The organism is Flavobacterium suzhouense, assembly GCF_042684765.1.
Lineage (GTDB): Bacteria > Bacteroidota > Bacteroidia > Flavobacteriales > Flavobacteriaceae > Flavobacterium > Flavobacterium suzhouense.
Window position 1 is genome coordinate 173940 of sequence record NZ_JBHUMD010000007.1, and the last position, 18520, is coordinate 192459.

The window sequence follows — 18520 nt, forward strand, 5'->3', positions numbered from 1 at the left end:
AAGGTTGCGTTATTATTTTAAATAAAAAAACACCGTTAAGTACACGGTGTTTTAGTTATTTCTTTAAAATGTCCCGTCCTGAAATAGCGATACACAAAAAAGGTATCATTATGGAAGAACAAAGCGATTATGTAAAGCGCACCCAAAAAGATTACACGTTAAGTTTAAAGCTTCAGATTGTAAAAGCGATTGAATCAGGAGAGTTATCCGTTACTGAATCTCGAAAAAAGTATGGAATACAAAGCCATTCCACTGTCTTGTGTTGGCTTCGAAAATATGGTAACTTTGATTGGGAAAATCAAACACCATCAAATATGCCAAAGACACCTGAACAGCGCATTATGGAGCTTGAGGCCAAGGTTAAGCTTTTGGAAAAGCAGAAAGCCCAGCTTGAAAATCAAAATCATATCTCCGATTCTAAAGCTATCATTTTTGATATGATGATAGACTTAGCAGAAAAAGAATACAATATTGATATTCGAAAAAACTTACCACCCGGACAATCCAAACCTTCAGTGAAAAAAGGCAGCAAAGCATAAGCTTTAGCTGTGGTTTGTTCGGGATAGACAGGCAGGTTTATTACCGAAGTATTAAGCGTGTCAAACTTCGCAGGAGCCTGGCAGAACAGGTTGTAGCACTTGTAAAGGAGCAGCGCATAGTCCAACCCCGGCTTGGTACACGTAAATTGTATCATATACTTAATCCAAATCTTAAAGATTTAAAAGTAGGGAGGGATAAGTTCTTTGGTATTTTAAAAGCTAATCATTTGTTGATAAAGCCCAAAAGGAGTTATCATGTTACGACATGGTCACACCATCGTTTTAGAAAGCACCCTAATCTAATAAAAGAACTTGATATTACTAAACCAGAGCAGGTGTGGGTATCAGACATCACCTATATCGGGAAACGTGATAAACCTTGTTATTTAAGCCTAATAACAGATGCTTATTCTAAAAAGATAATGGGATATAATGTGTCTGATTCTCTGAATACACAAGGTTGTATTAATGCTCTAAAAATGGCTCATAAGAACAGGATATTTAATACTGAACCATTGATACACCACTCAGATAGGGGAATACAATATTGTTCGGATGAATATCAATATTTATTAAAGAAATGTAACTTGAAATGTAGTATGACTCAAAACTCAGATCCTTATGAAAATGCAGTAGCGGAAAGGATAAATGGAATATTAAAACAGGAGTTTATGATTGATACTTACCATCTTGAATTATCATTAATGAAAAAGCTGGTAGCGGAAGTTATAAATAAGTATAACCAAATCAGGCCACATTGGTCAAATTATATGCTGACTCCAAATCTGATGCATCTGCAAAATAGTATCAAAATGAAAACTTATAAAATAAAAAACAGAAGCATCCCGAAAGATACTTCTGTCTAAAAAATGTATTTTACTATTATTAATCCTGTATCGTTATTTTAGGACTAGTCAAAAAAAAGTTACTCTTTTATAATTTTTACTGTTTTGCTGGCATTGCCGGAATTCACGGTTACAAAGTAAATTCCTTTGCTTAATGATGAAACATCTACCTGTACAGCATTGCCGTTTACAGTTTTGGTAATTACTTTTTGCCCTAAAGCATTCAGTATAGAAACCGAATTTATTTCGGTTGTATTTTCAATGTTTAGTACACTGTTGGCAGGGTTAGGGTAATAACGCAGTCCATTAAATATGAAATCTTCGTTATTTAAGATAAGATTTACCGTTACCGCCAGGCGTTGTGTGCTCTCTACACCGTTTATGGTTTGTGATGCATAGTAAGTCTCACCGTCAACAAGTAGCGTGCTAAGAGGTAATGGCTGGCTTGTTCCATCAGGAAAATCCGGCATTCCTTCGCCATCATTGTCATACCACTGAATGTTTTCGCCTTCAACTTCAACGTCAGCAAGGGTTGAACCTTCGGTAAAGGTTTGTTCTGACGCTCCGGTTGGGGTCATTGGGGTTAGTTCAATAGTTATGGCAACTGTTGTTCCACAGATGTTTTTAACCTGTCCGGTGTGAGTTCCATAGGCAATATTGTAAAAGTTTGGTGAAACCTGCCAATCGCCACCATCTAATGAGTATTCGTAGTCTCCTTCAGGTGCTGCAACAAAAGTAATTGTCTGGGCATCGAATTCTACTGAGACTTCAAATTGTCCTGCAATAATAATAAGTTGTTGTTCTTTTATGATATAACAGCCTGCATTGTTTGAAATCCTTACCCAAACTGAGGCAGATGTTTCACTAACATAACTTTGCGGATTTGCAATTGCATTAAAACCGGCTTCTGCATCGGAGAAGGCTATATGGTATGATACATCAGTTGAGCCTTCAATAAGATTGCTGTTTGTTGTAAGATCAAATATTGATCCGCATTGCTCTATTGCCGGTAAATTTGGAACTACGGGAAGTGGCGAAACCACAAGATTAAAAGCAGCAACTACATAGTTTGTGGTATTCGCAATTTCTGTCACTCTGGCATAGATAACATTTGAGACGGAACTATAATCCGTTGGATTACTTATAGCATTTTGAGCATTAAAAGCCTCGGCCTGTGTCTCGTGGTATGTTACATTATATTCGGATGCATTCAGTCCTGCAAGCATAACCATATCATTAAAGGTAAGGTCAAAATAATTCATTCCGCCTCCACTGTCCATCTGGCAAACAAATAAATCCAACGGAGGATTAATGTTAGGCTGTGCATAAGCCATAGTTCCAAAAAGGAAAATAAGTAGTAGTTTTTTCATAATAGATCAGTTTGATTTGTAGCTAAAATACTGAAAAAAGCATTTCAATATATTGGATGGTAAATAAATAAGCCCCTGAAAAAATCAGGGGCTTAAAAATATTGGTTTAAAGAATTACTCTTTTATGATCTTTACTGTCTTGCGGGCATTGCCGGAATTTAAAGTAACAAAGTAAACACCTTTGCTAAGCGGCGAAACATCGACCTGAGCATTAGTATTGTTTACAATTTTAGTAATTACGGTTTGACCTAAAGCATTCACTATAGAAACCGAATTTATTTCCACGGTATTTTCAATATTCAATACATTGTTAGCAGGATTAGGATAATAACGTAGTCCATTGAAAATAAAATCGTCATTGCCTAATATCAAATGTGCTGTAACGGCAAATCGTTCATTGCTTTCTACTTCATTTATAGTTTGTGAAGCATAGTAAGTAGTATTATCAGCCAAAGGTGTTGATATCGGTAATTCTTCTGTAGAAAAACTATCCGCATACCACTTGATATTCTCTCCGTTTACTTCAAGATTAGCAAGCGTTTCGCCATCAGTATATGTTTGTTCTGCATCACCGGTTGGTGCAGGTGTAACAGCAATAAGGAAAGCAGTAACAGCAAGCCTGTCGGTACTTTCAATATTGTTCACGGTTTGCGACGCATAATAAGTATTACCATCGGCTAAAGATGTTTCTTCCGGCAGGGCAGTAGTTATACTCATATCAGTATACCATTTAATGTTTTCACCGGTTACTTCGAGGTTAGCAAGTGTTTCACCTTCATTAAACCATTGTACACTTTGGCCGGTTGGTGCAGGAGTTATTGTTATTAATTCCACTGTAACGGCAAGGCGTTGCGTGCTCTCTATTCCATTTATGGTTTGCGATGCATAGTAAGTTGTTCCGTCAATCAGCACAGTTGTTGCAGGCAATACTTCGGCAGAAGAGCTATTTGCATACCATTTAATGTTTTCTCCGGTTACTTCAAGATTATAAAGAGTTTCTCCGGCTGTGAAGGTTTGTGTAGCCTCTCCGGTAGGTGACGGTACTGAAATTTCATTAACAGTAACGGTTAGCCTTTGTATACTCTCAAGCCCATTGATTGTCTGGGACGCTGAATAAGAAGCTCCGTCAGTAAGAAGCGTATTTAATGGAAGAGCTACTGTTGCTTCGTTATTATTGTACCATTTAATATTTTCTCCATTCACTACAAGATCAGCCAGCGTTTCTCCAGCATAAAAATCTTGTTCCGCAAGTCCGGTTGGAGCCGGTACTTCTTCAACAAAATTTACTGTAACGGCAAGTCTTGTAAAGCTTTCAATGCCATATATTGTCTTTGCGGCATAATAGGTTGTTCCATTTACTAAAGGTGTAGTTAGAGGAAGTGGAACTTCCGGTTCGTCTTCTTCGTCATTATCGCTGAATGGAACTACAAGAGGCTCACCCGGATTATCGTACCAGGTAACATCATCATCCATTTCGATGTCAGCAAGTGTCTGCCCCGGGCCAAAATCCTGATTAGTATCACCTGTAGGAGGCGGTACATTTCCGGACATTGCATTTCCACCGGTTTGTTCAAATTTTATATAAGGATTGGCAGTGTAATTAGCAGGACGTATATAACCGGCTATTATAATATAATATTGGCCTGTCTGGGCATTTGGAATTGTAAATTGGCATATTTGCGGTTCATAATCATAGGTGGATAGTGACTGGCATCTCAGGATATTTGCAGCCGATAAATTCTCACATCCTTGTTCGGCACTGCTGAAAGGTCCCCATACAATATAAGAAAAATCAGAAATAACCTCTCCTATAGGATCTCCTTGCGGATTGAACTGTTTATTAATTGATACTGTGTACTCAATATCTCCCGGGTTAGTAATGTTTAATGTAAACCATTTTGCATTTGAGATACTGCCAATACAGCTTAGCCCACTTTGATAAGGAATGCTATCTTCGGTGTCAAAAACATATTCATTATAACCATTTACAAAAGGCTCAGTATTACTGCAGGTAGTTGGAGTGCTTACACACAGCTCTACAGGAGTAGATGAGTATGATGCAGTGCTTCTTAGACGGATTCTTACTCTGTATGTTTCTCCTATTACACAATTAATAGGGGTTTCATAGTCATATGAAATACATGTATTTTCTGTAATGTTGCAATCATCACCCGCAAAGACGGAATAATATACCTTATTATTACTTGAGCCTTCTGTATTGCTAATTAGTTTTATTATATGGTTGCTGCTTGTGGCTGTAAATTTTACCCAAAGGTCAGGGTAAGATGCAAAACACAATCCGGGAATGTTAGCTGAATCGGTTGCCTGTATCAGGTTGCCTGTATAAGTGAGATCACATTCCTGAGTTGGATTTACAGGTATAATAATGGGATTGTCACATGTGTCACCGGCAGGTGCTTGTGGGGTAGTTATCGCCAGTCTGAATGAATTAAGTTCACCGGGAATATCTAAGTCTAGTTGAAGTCTTATGTAATACGTTTGGCCTATTGTCAGATTCGGTGCATACTTGTTTTTAAGAGCTATAACATTAGTACCGCATACAATTGATGAGCAGTCATTTGCCATAATTATTCCGGTTAATGAATAATTATAAGTGTTTGTTGTTTGAAAATCAACATAATGAAGTGTTGAGGTTGCTGTAAATTTATACCATAAATCTTTTTTTGTACCACATCCGGCAGTTTCAGTTAATGCTAATTGTCCTGATCCTTCTGCAAAGTTTATGACTTCCTCACCGGGATTTACAGTAAGTGTTATGGCATTACTGCATTCATCATTAGCGGCAGAGACTGGTGTGCCTATGCAGATGGTGAAGTTAGCATCCTCACTTTTTTCATACCCTGAATTCAATACCCTAATAGTATAGGTTTGCCCTATAGTAAGGTTTGAAGCAATACTATTAGTGTTATTTTTAGTATAAATATGAGTAAGTGCACCACAACCCGAGCCGGAATATAAGATATGTCTAAAATATCCACTTCCGCCAATATTGATATGATGTCTGGTAGCTGTTGCTGTAAATGTATACCATACATCTCTTTCATAATAACCGTCAGTTATTGGGTTTTCGGGAGATAAAGATGAACCAAGAAGTGTTCCGCCTACTGCCGTCTCGCACACCAAACCTGTATTAATAGGAAGTATTACAGCAGCAGAACATTGATCGTTTGCAGGAGGCGAATAGGGTGCCCTAAGGCATATTTCAAAAGAATTCTCATAAGGATCACCATTTTCGCTTTGTTGCAGAACTCTTATCTTATAAGTTGTTCCAGGTGTAAGGCCTGTTATTTCAGGACTGCCGGATGAACTGTTGGGATAGAATAGGCCTTTTTTTAATAAAGTTCCACACGCCCCTTCATATATTTCTATTCTTGAAATATGACTCCCGGTTACATTTGAAAAATATAAACTTTGTGAAGTATGTGTTGCAGTAAATTGATACCACACATCAACCAAATAAGTTGCGAACGCATCGGCAGGTAAACCCATTGATTCAGTCGCTGATGTAAACGTGCCTACTGTAGCCTGGCTACATCCTGTTGATGGATTTACAGCAAGGACTGTTGCATTAGCACAGTGATCATTTGCAGGGATAGTTGGAGTAACAATTGCAACCGAAGAATCTTCGAACCAATAAATAGGTGTTCCGGAAGAGTCATGACGATATAATCTTAATTTGTAGTTTTGGCCGACAACAAGATTATTAAAAATAACATTTGATGTGAGGCACAAAACTTCAGTTAATGTATTACAATTGCCTGTATATAGAGCAATATATTGAAATCCAAAGAAAGATTCACTCACAAAATGATGTGTGGTACTGGTAGCTGTAAAAGTGTACCATATATCCCTAAAGTTTTGAGGATTTTGACAAATTGCCTGAGGAGATTTTGTAGCCCAGTTTATACTTGCCGGAACCGAATTTATTACTACCAGACCCGGATTAACAGGAATCGGTAAAGCGTTTACACATTCGTCATTAACAGGTGGTGGCGGAGGTGTGGTGACTGAAATAGTAAAAGCTAAAGGGTTACCGCTTGCTATTCTTATTTTATACGTCTGCCCAACTGTAAGGTTTCTGAATATCTGTTGGTTGCAACTTATCCCTTGTAAGAAATTGCAGTTTGAATTGTAAAGAGAAACCCCGTCATATATATTTCCGTTAGGAAGTATACAATTTATTAAATGTGTCGTACTAGTTGCTGTAAACTGGTACCATACATCTTTGTCAGTAGTCGATAGTCCGTTACAGAAAGGTGTATTTGCCGAGTTAGTGGCAAATTCTGTTGTTCCATTTAGTTGTTGCGTATATTCTAAAGTTGGATTCACAGGAAGCGTTATGGCATTGGTACAAAGATCATTTGCCGGAGCGGGAGGAACAACTGGAGGGTCAGGTGTAGTGATACAAAGGTTGAATGATATGACCTGATTTGTAATTGCGGTTGTTGAGAATATTCGGATTTTATACGATTGTCCAATGGTATAATTTGAAGTGATGTTGTTGAGGTCGCTGTAATTTGTTCCGCATTCTTTTTTAAAAGCTTCAGCAAACTGCGAAAACTCGCACGGATAACTATCGTAAATAGTATAATTTAATTGCTTGGTTGTTCCTGCTATGTTTTTTATGCTAATGGTATGTTTAGGGCTTGTAGCTGTAAATGTATACCAAATATCATCGTCGGCTGTACCTGTACATGTCAGTGGCTCAGCAGAGGCTGTGGCTTCCGATATTGTTCCGGTAACAGTTTGTGTACAGAGGCTTGTAGTGCTGGCTAGAACAGGTATGGCTGTACTGCAGTTATCATTGACAGGTGGGCCGGTTAGGGTGCCAATGCAGATGTTAAACGTAACATTGCCTGAGGCTGTTGAATATACCCTGATCTTGTAGGTTTGACCCGGTACAAATGAGGTGTATGTGGGATTAGTGTCAGAACCGCATTTAAGAGAGGTAAGTCCTGTACAATTACCACTAAAGAGTGTGAATTGTATTATGGCACCTTCTGGCTGAACAATGTTAGTGAGCCATATACTGTGTTTTGTACTTGTCGCGGTAAATTCATACCATAAGTCATTTCTATTATAGCCGCAGATTGACGAAGTGAGTGTTGAAGGGGAGGTGTGTACCAGGCTTCCCGGTGTACCATTGCTACAGTATGGCGTGGCGACAGGTGTTAGTGCAATTGGGGAAGTGCAACTGTCGTTTACCGGAGAAAGATTACTCAGGCTAATAGTAAATGATGATGGTGCCTGCGACACACCTTCCCATGAATAGGCTCTGATATAATAAGTCTGACCCGGAACAAGGCTGCCAATTATATTATCAGGAACCAGGCATGTCATTACTGCTAATGCTTCGCAGTTGCCGGAATATATGGCATAGTTCATGCCGTCAATACTGCCGCTAATATTGGTAGTGGTTATTTTTTGTTTAGCTCCTGTGGCTATAAATTTAAACCATACGTCTTCATTTTCGTTGCCACAGTTGCTGCTGGGAAGTGCTATGGTTTTTGTTGACTGGTAGAGGGTAGAGGTTGCAGTTATAGTAGTATCTCCAAATGGATTAACCATAAGTGTTGTTGCATTGGCGCAAGTGTCGTTTACAGGTGCTGTTGGTGGTGTAGTGACGTTAATGTCAAACGTGGTGGTTTGCCCCGGAGTACTTATGGCGGTGTAAACCCTTATCTTATAGGTTTGCCCTATAATCAAGCCGGTAGCAGTACTATTATTTGGGTTGCTGCAATATTTTTGAATCAATGTGCTGCAGTCATTCCCTTCGTAAACAACATGATTCAGGTCTGTAGTGCTGCCTGTTATATTTTTTATATTAATTTGGTGTGATGTGTTGGTAGCGGTAAACTGATACCATACATCGTCATCATCTGCACCGTCACAATTGTTGGTTTCAGGAGAAGCTGTTGCTCCGGCAACAGTTCCTGATGTTTGAATCGTTTGGGTTAAATTAGGATTGACTTGCAGTACAGTAGCATTGCTACAATCATCATTGGCTACCTGGGCAGTGGCCATAAAAGTTACTGTTAATAACAGTAACGAGAACAATTTTTTCATATAGTCGGTTTGAAGTCGCGAAAATATGAAATTAATATACATTACAGTATACCAAATGTAAGTGTTTACTTCAAATAAACACAATGATTATAGTAATCAATAATAGCCTTGCCTTTCATTAAAATATCGGCTCCAATGATGCCATGAACGGGTTTGGCTTTGTATTGGCGTAGCGCTTCGTTTACATGCGACATATCAAAAATAACGAGTCCGAAGTTTTTGTTGTTCCAGTGGCCAAGCTTTAGTTTGTTATTAAGGGAAGTCTGGGTTGCCATACCGGTTCCTCCGGCTCCTGCAGCTTTAGTGTCGGAGTCATTAGCGGAAAGCTCAAAAAGAGAAATACCTTCAAAGCCCACACAGCTGTTAGAGGCCCCGGTGTCCAGGATAAAGTTTCCTGCAACTCCGTTTATCTTGCCTTTTATCAATAAATGCTGGGTTTTTGAAATCTTGAATTTTATGCGGGTATAGCCTTTTTCTTTAAGTGTGGCATACAGGTTTTCCATTTTCTGTGTTGCTTTTGGTCAAAAATACTTTAAAATATGATAATAGTACGGCAAAAGACAGGCCAACTTTGTAATTTTACGGTCCAAATTTGCTTTTATGATCCTTACCGATACCCATACTCATTTATACAGTGAAGAATTTGCTGAAGACCGCGACGCCATGATGCACCGTGCCTTTGATGCAGGAGTGACACGTCTTTTTGTGCCATCTATCGATTCGTCGTATACGCAGCAGATGTATGATATTGAAAACCAATATCCTGAAAATGTGTTTTTGATGATGGGCTTGCATCCTACGTATGTAAAAGAAAATTACCTTGAAGAGCTGGCGCATGTAGAGCGTGAGCTGGCATCGCGAAAGTTTGTTGCGGTAGGAGAAATAGGTGTCGATCTATACTGGGATAAAACCCGCCTTGCCGAGCAGCAGCACGCTTTTAAGTATCAGATACAACTGGCGAAAAAGTACGGACTGGCTATAAATATCCACTGTCGTGATGCTTTTGATGAGGTTTTTGAAGTGCTCGAGAGTGAAAAAGGAGAAAATCTTTACGGAATTTTCCATTGTTTTACAGGTGATTTTGAGCAGGCTCAAAAAGCAATTTCCTATAACATGAAACTTGGGATAGGAGGGGTAGCGACTTTTAAAAACGGTAAGATCGACCAGTTTTTAGCAGATATCGACCTGAAACATATTGTGTTAGAAACCGATTCGCCATACCTTTCTCCGGTACCGCACAGGGGCAAGCGAAATGAAAGCAGCTATACATTGCTGGTTGCTGAAAAACTTGCCGCCATTTACGGTAAGAGTGTTGTAGAAATAGCAGAAATCACAACTCAGAATTCTAAGGAGATTTACGGGATTTAAAAAAGATTTAAAGCGAAAGTCATTATTTTTTTGTTCTTTTGTGAATTGTATTAACCATAAAGAAGTACATGTCTAAATTTGACCATATAAGGCCTTTTTATGATAGTGAGGTAAATGAGGCTATATGTAGCGTTGTGCACCATCCGATGATGAAGGCGCTAATGAGTTTCACATTCCCGGATGTGGAAGAGGAGGTATGGGCCAATCAGCTAAGGAAAACGCACTCTAAACGTGATTTCCAGATTAATTTTATATATAATGCTATTCAGCAGGTATTGCAGAAAAGCTCTGACGGACTTACTACTTCCGGATTTGAAAAATTAGATAAGCACACTCCATACCTGTTTATTTCTAACCACAGGGATATTATTCTGGATACATCGTTAATAAACGTATCATTATATGACCACGGTCTTATCATGACGGCATCTGCCATTGGTGATAACTTGGTTCAAAAAGCATTCCTGCATGTTTTGTCGCGCCTTAACCGGAACTTTTTGGTACAGCGTAGCCTTTCGCCAAGAGAACTGCTGCAAAGCTCTAAGCTGATGTCGGAATACATTTGCCAGTTGCTTACCCGCGAAAACCGTTCGGTTTGGATAGCCCAGCGTGAAGGGCGTACTAAAGACGGTAACGACATGACCCAGCAGGGTGTTCTTAAAATGCTTGCCATGGGATCGGACGAAGAGAATCTGATGGATTATTTTAAGAAGATCAAGATCGTTCCGGTTTCCATTTCTTATGAATACGATCCTACCGATATGCTGAAGATGCCACGTCTTATGGCTGAAGCAAATGATGAGGTTTATATTAAGGAAAAGAACGAGGATTTTATGACGCTTATCAGCGGTATAATGGGTCAGAAGAAGCACATTCATATCCACGTGGGCGATATTCTAGATAAGGAACTTGACGTCATCAAGGAGGAGAATGACAACCAAAACAAACAGATACAGGCACTGGCTCAGGTAATAGATGATTCTATACTTACTACCTATAAGCTTTGGCCTACCAATTATATTGCCTACGACCTGCTTAATGATACCAATCGTTTTGCAAACCATTATACCGAGAAGGAAAAGAACCTTTTTGAAAGAAGGCTCGAAATGCGCATTGATATCGAAAACAAGGTTATGAGAGAAGGTTTCCTTGCCATGTATGCCAATCCGGTGGTTAATAAAATGAAATACGAGAATGCAGTCTAAGCCTACTATTTTACTGGTATATACAGGAGGAACCATAGGGATGGTGAAGAACCACGAAACCGGTGCCCTTAAGGTTTTCGATTTTAAGAAACTACTGCAACGTATTCCCGAACTGAAATTACTCGATTGCGATATAGAAACCATCTCTTTCGAAAATCCTATCGACTCGTCTAACATGGATGCGTCTAAATGGGTTAAGATTGCCACTATTGTAGAGGAGAACTATGATAAGTTCGATGGATTTGTTATCCTTCACGGGTCAGATACTATGTCTTATTCGGCATCGGCATTGAGTTTTATGCTGGAAAATCTTAAGAAACCGGTAGTGTTTACAGGTTCGCAGCTACCTATCGGCGATTTGCGTACCGATGCCAAAGAAAATCTTATCACTGCAATTCAGATAGCTTCTTTACGACACAAACACCTGCCTGTCATCCAGGAAGTTTGTTTGTACTTTGAATATAAATTATACCGTGGTAACCGTACCACAAAAATCAGTGCCGAGCATTTTAACGCTTTTACATCGCCTAACTATCCTGCCTTGGCGGAATCTGGTGTACACCTGAAAGTAAGCAACGACCTTTTATGGCCTGTGGCTAATGACAGCGACCTGAAAGTTAGCCACGAAATGGACTCGAATGTGGTTATCGTAAAAATGTTCCCTGGCATCAGCGAGGCGGTATTGTCGGCTATCGTAAATATACCGGGACTTAAAGGTATGGTGCTGGAAACCTATGGTAGCGGTAATGCACCATCGGAAGACTGGTTTATCAACATACTACAGAAGGCAATAGCAAACGGACTGCATGTGGTAAACGTAACGCAATGCTCGGGAGGTAGTGTGAATATGGGCCATTATGAAACGAGTACTATGCTGAAGAAACTGGGCGTAATATCGGGTGAAGATATCACTACCGAAGCTGCAATTACCAAAATGATGTATCTGTTAGGACAGGAAGTAGCACACGAAGAGTTCAAAACGGTTTTTGAAACTTCACTACGTGGTGAATTATCATAATTAAAATTTTTATATCCGGACAGAAAGCCTATTTTTGCCCGCAACTTAGAGAGGTGGCCGAGTGGTCGAAGGCGCACGCCTGGAAAGTGTGTATACTCCAAAAGGGTATCGAGGGTTCGAATCCCTTCCTCTCTGCCAAAGAAATCAATGCTTCCGCATAGCGGGAGCATTTTTTGTTTCTGCGCGTTGTTACCGTATGTCCTTATTGGCAAATTGGTGAACAAGAAGAATAATATTTACAAGATGAACAATAAGAGAAAACTTATGATCACTGTTAGTCAATCGATACTAGTAGTTGTCCTGATAATTGTGATATATTTTAACAGTAATTATTTTATAAAAAGTTGCAATTGGAAATATAGAAACGGATATTCCATAGGTGATTGGCTACAGGTGGGAGAATCTCATGATGTAGAATTTTGTTTTGGAATTATACTAGTTGTAGAAGACCCTGTCTCAGGGGAAAATGGTTATTATATTAATAAATCATGGTGATACTCCAGAACATCAAACTTTAAATAACTAATTTTAAAAGCAAAAATAAATTTAAAGAGGAATTATGAAGATTTAATTACTACTATAGGCAAGTAGAACTATCTTTCACTTTCGAATATAAGTTAGAGTTAAGAAATTAATAGCTGCATTTTCATGGCAATTTGAAAATTAAAAATATAAAATCCATTCTTATGTTGCAACTGAAAGTCAGTATAAGCGCATAAACTAAAAATGCGACAAGGCATGATAGTGCCGAAGCATTGATTTCTTTGAACCGTTCACTCTTTGGGGATGGCCGTAAGGCAATCCCATTCCTATGTTGCAACTGAAAGTCAGTATAAACGCAGAAACTAAAAAATCTGCTGAGGATTTATTTTTGTAATATTGTATGGCACGGATTACAAATCCGCGCAATCAGGGTTATTAAAGTATGAAAAATAAAGTGTTAGCAATAATTTTTTTTTCTATAATAGGTGTCATATTATATAGTATAACTAAGAGTTATATAAAAAAAAACGACGTCGAAAATCATGGTAAAATATCAATTGGTAAATATGTTTATCATGAAAGTTGGGCAAAAGGAGAATTAAATATATTTGAATTTTATATCGGAAAAGAAAGGTATAAAGGAAACGGAGGAAGAGCAGGAAAAAGTTTTTCTAAAAATATAGGGAAATTTTATAAAATTATATACTCGCAAAAGTATCCAGGTGTTGTTCGAGCTTTGTTTGATGAAGAGGTAACAGATACAATGGCAATTTTTAAAGCGGGATTTTCTAAAGATGATATAAAAATCCTGCCCAAAAACTAAATTATGTCTGTTTTTATGATTTTGAAACCAACACTAATTATAATAATACTGTTTTTGTTTTTTTCTTGTAACACCTCACAAGAAAAAAACAAAGAAGGTGTGGTCTTTTCGGATACTTTGCAGTATAATAGCGATAAAGTAAACGGTTCAGCAATAAAACAAATTCAGGAAGAGCAGGATACTGATAGTATATATCTTGAAAAGCTTTTAAATAAGGCCGTTATAATAGCTGGGAAGAATAAAAGTAAAGAGGTTTTTGAAGAACAGTATACTGATATTATGCCGGATAGTTCTTATCAGGTTGAAGTTAATCTTCGAAATGATTTCTTTTTTTCTAAGAAAATTACTCATTTGGTAATCAGAAGAAAGATAACCGGACTGATCTATATAGATATATTTTTTAAAAAAAATAATGAATTTTTGAAAGTGATATCTCATGAAGAATCCGAGATGACCTACGTAAATGATACAATAAGGGATATTAATGGTGATGGTGTAAAAGATTTTGTAGTAAACTGGTATGGAAGTAATGGGTGCTGCCTAAAAGCATTTAGCAATGTATATCTGTTAAGGTCCGATAATACATTCTCAAAAAGCTTTGAATTTATCAATCCTACTTTTGATCCAAAAGAAAAGATAATCAGAGGTGTTTGCTATGGACATCCGGGTGATACCGAAATGTATAAATACAAATGGAAAGGTGAAAATGTTGATACGCTAGAGTATGTTTTTTACGAAAAAAGTAATAAAGGTATAAAAACAGGTAAAGTCATGGTGTCAACGGATTATCCTAATAGTAAAGCAGCAAAGGTTTTAAAAGTATTGAATTCAGCACCTACAGAATACAAAACAATTTATGGATATAATTGGTTTACGGGTGAGGGATATGACTAAAGTTCATAATAATTATTTGTCTTGAAATAAATGATTGATAATAAAATACCGGAAGAAGAATTAGAAGCTCAGGATGTAGAGATAAGATTGAAACTGGCTTATGTATTTGCGCCTATAGCAATAATGGTTATTGCAATAGCTTATTTTCAGAACAATTCTCTAAGCTTTACTAAACGTAAATATCAGGAACAGCTTGGTGTTGAATTCTCAGGACAGGTTTCTGATAAGTATGAAGAAGGAGATTATCCGAGAGCGACAAGATATGTCATATTGGAGAATGGGTATAGACAAAATGTAAGTTCTTTTATATACGATAAACTTCAAATAGGTGATTCACTTTTAAAAGAAAAGGGAAAAGATACATTGTATTTTTATTTACAAACGAAAGAGATACTTCAAATTGATTTTACTCAATCTGAACGAGAGCGATATCTGAGAGTCAAAAATGAAAAGGCAAATAAAAATTAAGAGGTTAACTAAACTTAGCAACCCCGATAGCGCGGATTTGCAATCCGTGCTCATAAAAATTCTACACTGCAATCCTCGGTTAAAACTTATATAAGCCCTCGCAAACTCCCTCAAATTTCCCTATTTTTGCTGCTTAACAACCAAAACAACTATGGCAGGAGGAATTTTTGCGATTCTTGATGATATCGCAGCATTGATGGATGATATTGCAGTAACAAGTAAAGTAGCTACTCAAAAAACAGCTGCTATACTGGGCGACGACCTGGCGGTAAATGCCGAGAAGGCCACGGGCTTTTTATCGTCGCGTGAGTTGCCTGTACTTTGGGCTATTACTAAAGGCTCATTCTTAAATAAGATTATTATTATTCCCATAGCCTTATTGCTAAATTACTTTTTTCCCATAGCGATTAAATGGGCTTTGGTATTGGGAGGTATTTATCTTGCCTATGAGGGAGTAGAGAAGATTATCGAGTTTCTTTTTCACCGAGCCAAAACAGGTCACGAGGTAATTGAAGATGCTCAGGATGCTGATGGGCCGGAAGAGGAAAAGGCTAAGGTAAAATCGGCTATTACTACCGACTTTATATTATCAATTGAGATCGTTATCATTGCCCTGGGCAGTACATTAGGAAAACCGCTAATTACACAGATAATGACAGTAGTTGCCGTTGGCTTCTTGGCAACGGTTGGTGTATACGGAATCGTGGCACTTATTGTGCGTATGGACGATGCAGGTTTTAGCCTTATACGACGTTCTAACGATAAAGGCTTTTTAGCGGCGTTGGGTAATTTATTAGTAAAGGCACTGCCAATTGTTATAAAAGCCCTTGCCGTTATTGGTACATTGGCTCTTATTATGGTATCGGGTGGTATTTTTGCTCATAATATTGACTACCTGCACCATTTTCTTCCGGAATGGCCATCTATAGCAAAAGAAGTAGTTATAGGGCTTGTTGGCGGAATTGCTGCGGTTATACTGATGACTATCGGCAAAAAGATACTGTCGCTTGTAAAGCCTGCCTAAGGTTACAGGTACAAAATATGAAATGCTCCGCGAGGGGCATTTTTTATTACTTTTAAGTAAATTTTACTCATGGCTGAATCAAAACCACTTATCATAACCGGATCAAATGAAGGCGATAAACTTTTTATCGCAGGCTCTAATTACAGGGTTGTGCTTAGGGGAGAACAAACCAACGATAAACTGGCTATTATAGAGATGAACATACCGCCGGGCAGTGGTCCTGTACCGCACGAACATCCATTGTTTCAGGAAAGTTTTTATGTGCTGGAAGGGGAAGTGGAGTTCAGGACAAAATCAGGAACATATACGGCCAGAAAAGGTGCTGTAGTAACTATTCCCGAAGGAGGGCCGGTGCATAATTTTAAGAACCTCTCGGGAGAGATGGCAAAGCTGTTATGTATGGTGGCTCCTGCAGGACTGGATGCTTTTTTTAAAGAGGTGTCAAAGCCATTAAGGGAAGGCGAGGAGCCTCAGCCGCCTACCGATGAGGAAAGGGCTAAAATTATGGAAACTGCCGAAAGGTATGGGCAAAAGCTTTACCCACCGGATTATTTTGACAAACAATCATAAAAAACTACATTATAATATGTTTAATGACAAACGTGATTTAATCGTTATCATTTAAGATCTTATAAAAAGAACGTTACACATATTTTATTTAATAAGTAAGGAAACACGAGGTTTCCTTACTTATTGGTTGTATTGGTTTATGCTGTTGCGGAATAGTTTTTAAGTTTAGCTTCGTTAAGAGAATTCAGGTACTCTGAAGGAGATTTTCCCATGAGCTTGGTAAAAGCCCTGAAAAATGTTGTCCTGGATTTAAAGCCCACGGCCCATGCCTGGCCTTCAAGCGAAAGGCTTTTCCATTCACTGTCGTCGAGTTGTTGGATGAGGTATTCAATTCTTTTTTTATTGATAAAATCCTGAAAGTGCAGGTTATAATAAGAATTTATAAAATGTGACAGATGATGTACGGGTATATCAGTCAGTTCAGAGAGGTCACGTATCACAAATCCTTTTTTAAGGAAAGGTTTATCTATCAATGCCTTTTCTATCTGAGCAGAGTACTCCAGTATCTTTTTGTCTGATAATACAATTGCTTGCGCCTTACAGTGCTCAGCTTCATTGATTGACGGGGCTTCGGTAATTACCTCTAATTTTTTTAGGTAGTCTTCGTGAAGATTTTTTGTATCGAAAAACACAAAAGGCTTGTAAAAAGCCATGTAGCCCGCTCCTAACAGTATCGCTGAAATAGTGACGTCGTTAATAATATTGAAGTTTACGCCGAAAGAAAGACCATAAGCTTTTTGGATGAACAGCCCAATGAATAGTGATAATATTAAAAAGCTAAAACATTTAAGCCATAAGGTTTTGTCTGCTGATAGTAAAACAAGTTTGTCCGTATTGCTAAATTTAATTAATGCCTGTGTATATGCGTAAAGTAACCATACAAGGCTAACCAGTATATTAAAAGCATAAAAATCGGTAGTGTAGTCAACAATGTTAAATACCCAAAAATTTGGATTAGCGATTTGTGAGTTACTTGTAACTGTATAAATAAGATAGAGTAAAGCGGGTAAAAAATTCAGCGAATGATACCATTTGAATACCAGAGACGGATTGGTAGTTTTCTTGGTGTATAAATAAGCGCATGGAGCAACAATAAAGGCTAATGATTTTAAAGGAGAAGCCTCATTTGGATAGAAATGCAGGCTACTGGTATATAAGCCATAGATGCAGGAGCAGGATAATGCAAAAAGGCAAAGGCTAAGAAGTAAGTTTTGTAAGATGTTTTCCTTTTTGCAAATGATAATGACTGAAACTATCAATCCAATCATTCCGGCTAAAAAGAACATGGTGGATAGTAAATTTGTAATCATAATAAGGTGTATTGGCTGTTGGTCTTACTAATTTAGACTTTATTTCAATCACAATACGTTAATAAAATGTAAAATTTGTTAAAATTTTAACATTTATGTTGCTATAAGTAAATAGCTTATCCCAATACCTACTAACACGGTAAATGCTGATATTAGTAGCATTGGAATTAATGTATATGAATTTATTTTGCTAACACTCGATAGTTGCTTTCTTCGTAGTAAGAAGTAAAATGTAATAACGGTTAAAAGAACAGTGCCGGTCACAACAAGGACAATGCCCATAATATTGCTTTCGGCAATTATTTCCTGAGTTAAAAGTTTTGCTTCAGAAAGTAGCTGTGGTCCCTTGCTGATACAAAGTCCGGCTAAGATCATGACAAGTGTAGTACGCACCCAGGCCAGATGTGTTGTTTCAAGAGCCAGATCGGTTTGTTCAGCAGTTAAATAATCCCTGAATTTTCTTACCGGGACTATCTGATGAAAACTGGAGTGTATTTTCTTCATGGTCATGTTTTG

The 18520-nt window shown here is 38.0% G+C and carries 15 protein-coding genes and 1 tRNA gene; 11 read left to right on the forward strand and 5 right to left on the reverse strand.

The annotated features are described in order from the left end of the window. Window positions 1-110 precede the first annotated feature (110 nt). On the forward strand, window positions 111-539 hold the full coding sequence (locus ACFSR3_RS06045) for a transposase (RefSeq protein ID WP_379820166.1): 429 nt from the start codon (window positions 111-113) through the stop codon (window positions 537-539). Between the two features lie 14 nt (window positions 540-553). Continuing rightward, window positions 554-1405: an IS3 family transposase gene (locus tag ACFSR3_RS06050; RefSeq protein WP_379820167.1), complete on the forward strand. Its 852-nt coding sequence runs from the start codon at window positions 554-556 to the stop codon at window positions 1403-1405. A 59-nt stretch (window positions 1406-1464) separates the two neighbouring features. Here the strand turns inward: ACFSR3_RS06050 and ACFSR3_RS06055 are convergent, their stop codons facing one another. The 3 genes from ACFSR3_RS06055 to ACFSR3_RS06065 all read right to left on the reverse strand — a co-directional run bounded on the left by ACFSR3_RS06055 (window position 1465) and on the right by ACFSR3_RS06065 (window position 9344). After that, window positions 1465-2754 carry a T9SS type A sorting domain-containing protein gene (locus tag ACFSR3_RS06055; RefSeq protein WP_379820168.1) on the reverse strand — a complete coding sequence of 430 codons (1290 nt, stop codon included), beginning with the start codon at window positions 2752-2754 and terminating at the stop codon, window positions 1465-1467. A gap of 114 nt (window positions 2755-2868) precedes the next feature. Then, window positions 2869-8841: a T9SS type A sorting domain-containing protein gene (locus ACFSR3_RS06060; RefSeq protein WP_379820169.1), complete on the reverse strand. Its 5973-nt coding sequence runs from the start codon at window positions 8839-8841 to the stop codon at window positions 2869-2871. 65 nt (window positions 8842-8906) lie between these two features. After that, a complete protein-coding gene (locus ACFSR3_RS06065; RefSeq protein WP_379820170.1) occupies window positions 8907-9344 on the reverse strand; it encodes a retropepsin-like aspartic protease in 438 nt (145 codons plus the stop codon). A 97-nt stretch (window positions 9345-9441) separates the two neighbouring features. Here ACFSR3_RS06065 and ACFSR3_RS06070 point away from each other — a divergent pair, with 97 nt between their 5' ends. The 9 genes from ACFSR3_RS06070 to ACFSR3_RS06110 all read left to right on the forward strand — a co-directional run bounded on the left by ACFSR3_RS06070 (window position 9442) and on the right by ACFSR3_RS06110 (window position 16694). Further along, window positions 9442-10209 (forward strand): TatD family hydrolase, encoded by a 768-nt coding sequence (locus ACFSR3_RS06070; RefSeq protein ID WP_379820171.1) that lies wholly within the window; start codon window positions 9442-9444, stop codon window positions 10207-10209. 68 nt (window positions 10210-10277) lie between these two features. Beyond that, window positions 10278-11414 (forward strand): 1-acyl-sn-glycerol-3-phosphate acyltransferase, encoded by a 1137-nt coding sequence (locus tag ACFSR3_RS06075; protein ID WP_379820172.1) that lies wholly within the window; start codon window positions 10278-10280, stop codon window positions 11412-11414. Then, a complete protein-coding gene (locus tag ACFSR3_RS06080; protein WP_379820173.1) occupies window positions 11404-12432 on the forward strand; it encodes an asparaginase in 1029 nt (342 codons plus the stop codon). The genes ACFSR3_RS06075 and ACFSR3_RS06080 overlap by 11 nt, the downstream gene beginning before the upstream one ends. 47 nt (window positions 12433-12479) lie before the next feature. Further along, window positions 12480-12570 (forward strand) — tRNA-Ser (locus tag ACFSR3_RS06085). A 787-nt stretch (window positions 12571-13357) separates the two neighbouring features. Next, window positions 13358-13738, forward strand: coding sequence for a hypothetical protein (locus tag ACFSR3_RS06090; RefSeq protein WP_379820174.1), 381 nt, complete (start codon window positions 13358-13360; stop codon window positions 13736-13738). A gap of 99 nt (window positions 13739-13837) precedes the next feature. Continuing rightward, the gene (locus tag ACFSR3_RS06095; protein ID WP_379820175.1) at window positions 13838-14632 is read left to right on the forward strand and encodes an XAC2610-related protein; all 795 of its coding nucleotides are present in this window, start codon (window positions 13838-13840) and stop codon (window positions 14630-14632) included. 30 nt (window positions 14633-14662) lie between these two features. Continuing rightward, a complete protein-coding gene (locus tag ACFSR3_RS06100; protein WP_379820176.1) occupies window positions 14663-15100 on the forward strand; it encodes a hypothetical protein in 438 nt (145 codons plus the stop codon). Window positions 15101-15251: 151 nt separating this feature from the next. Further along, window positions 15252-16124: a DUF808 family protein gene (locus ACFSR3_RS06105; RefSeq protein WP_379820177.1), complete on the forward strand. Its 873-nt coding sequence runs from the start codon at window positions 15252-15254 to the stop codon at window positions 16122-16124. 69 nt (window positions 16125-16193) lie between these two features. Continuing rightward, a complete protein-coding gene (locus ACFSR3_RS06110) occupies window positions 16194-16694 on the forward strand; it encodes a cupin domain-containing protein (protein WP_379820178.1) in 501 nt (166 codons plus the stop codon). Between the two features lie 137 nt (window positions 16695-16831). On the opposite strand, the gene ACFSR3_RS06115 is transcribed toward ACFSR3_RS06110, so the two are convergent. Beyond that, window positions 16832-18004, reverse strand: a complete 1173-nt coding sequence (locus ACFSR3_RS06115) for a helix-turn-helix domain-containing protein (RefSeq protein WP_379820179.1) — start codon at window positions 18002-18004, stop codon at window positions 16832-16834. A gap of 93 nt (window positions 18005-18097) precedes the next feature. Next, entirely contained in the window at window positions 18098-18508 is a 411-nt protein-coding gene (locus ACFSR3_RS06120; protein ID WP_379820180.1) for a DUF202 domain-containing protein, read from the reverse strand. Window positions 18509-18520: the final 12 nt, after the last annotated feature.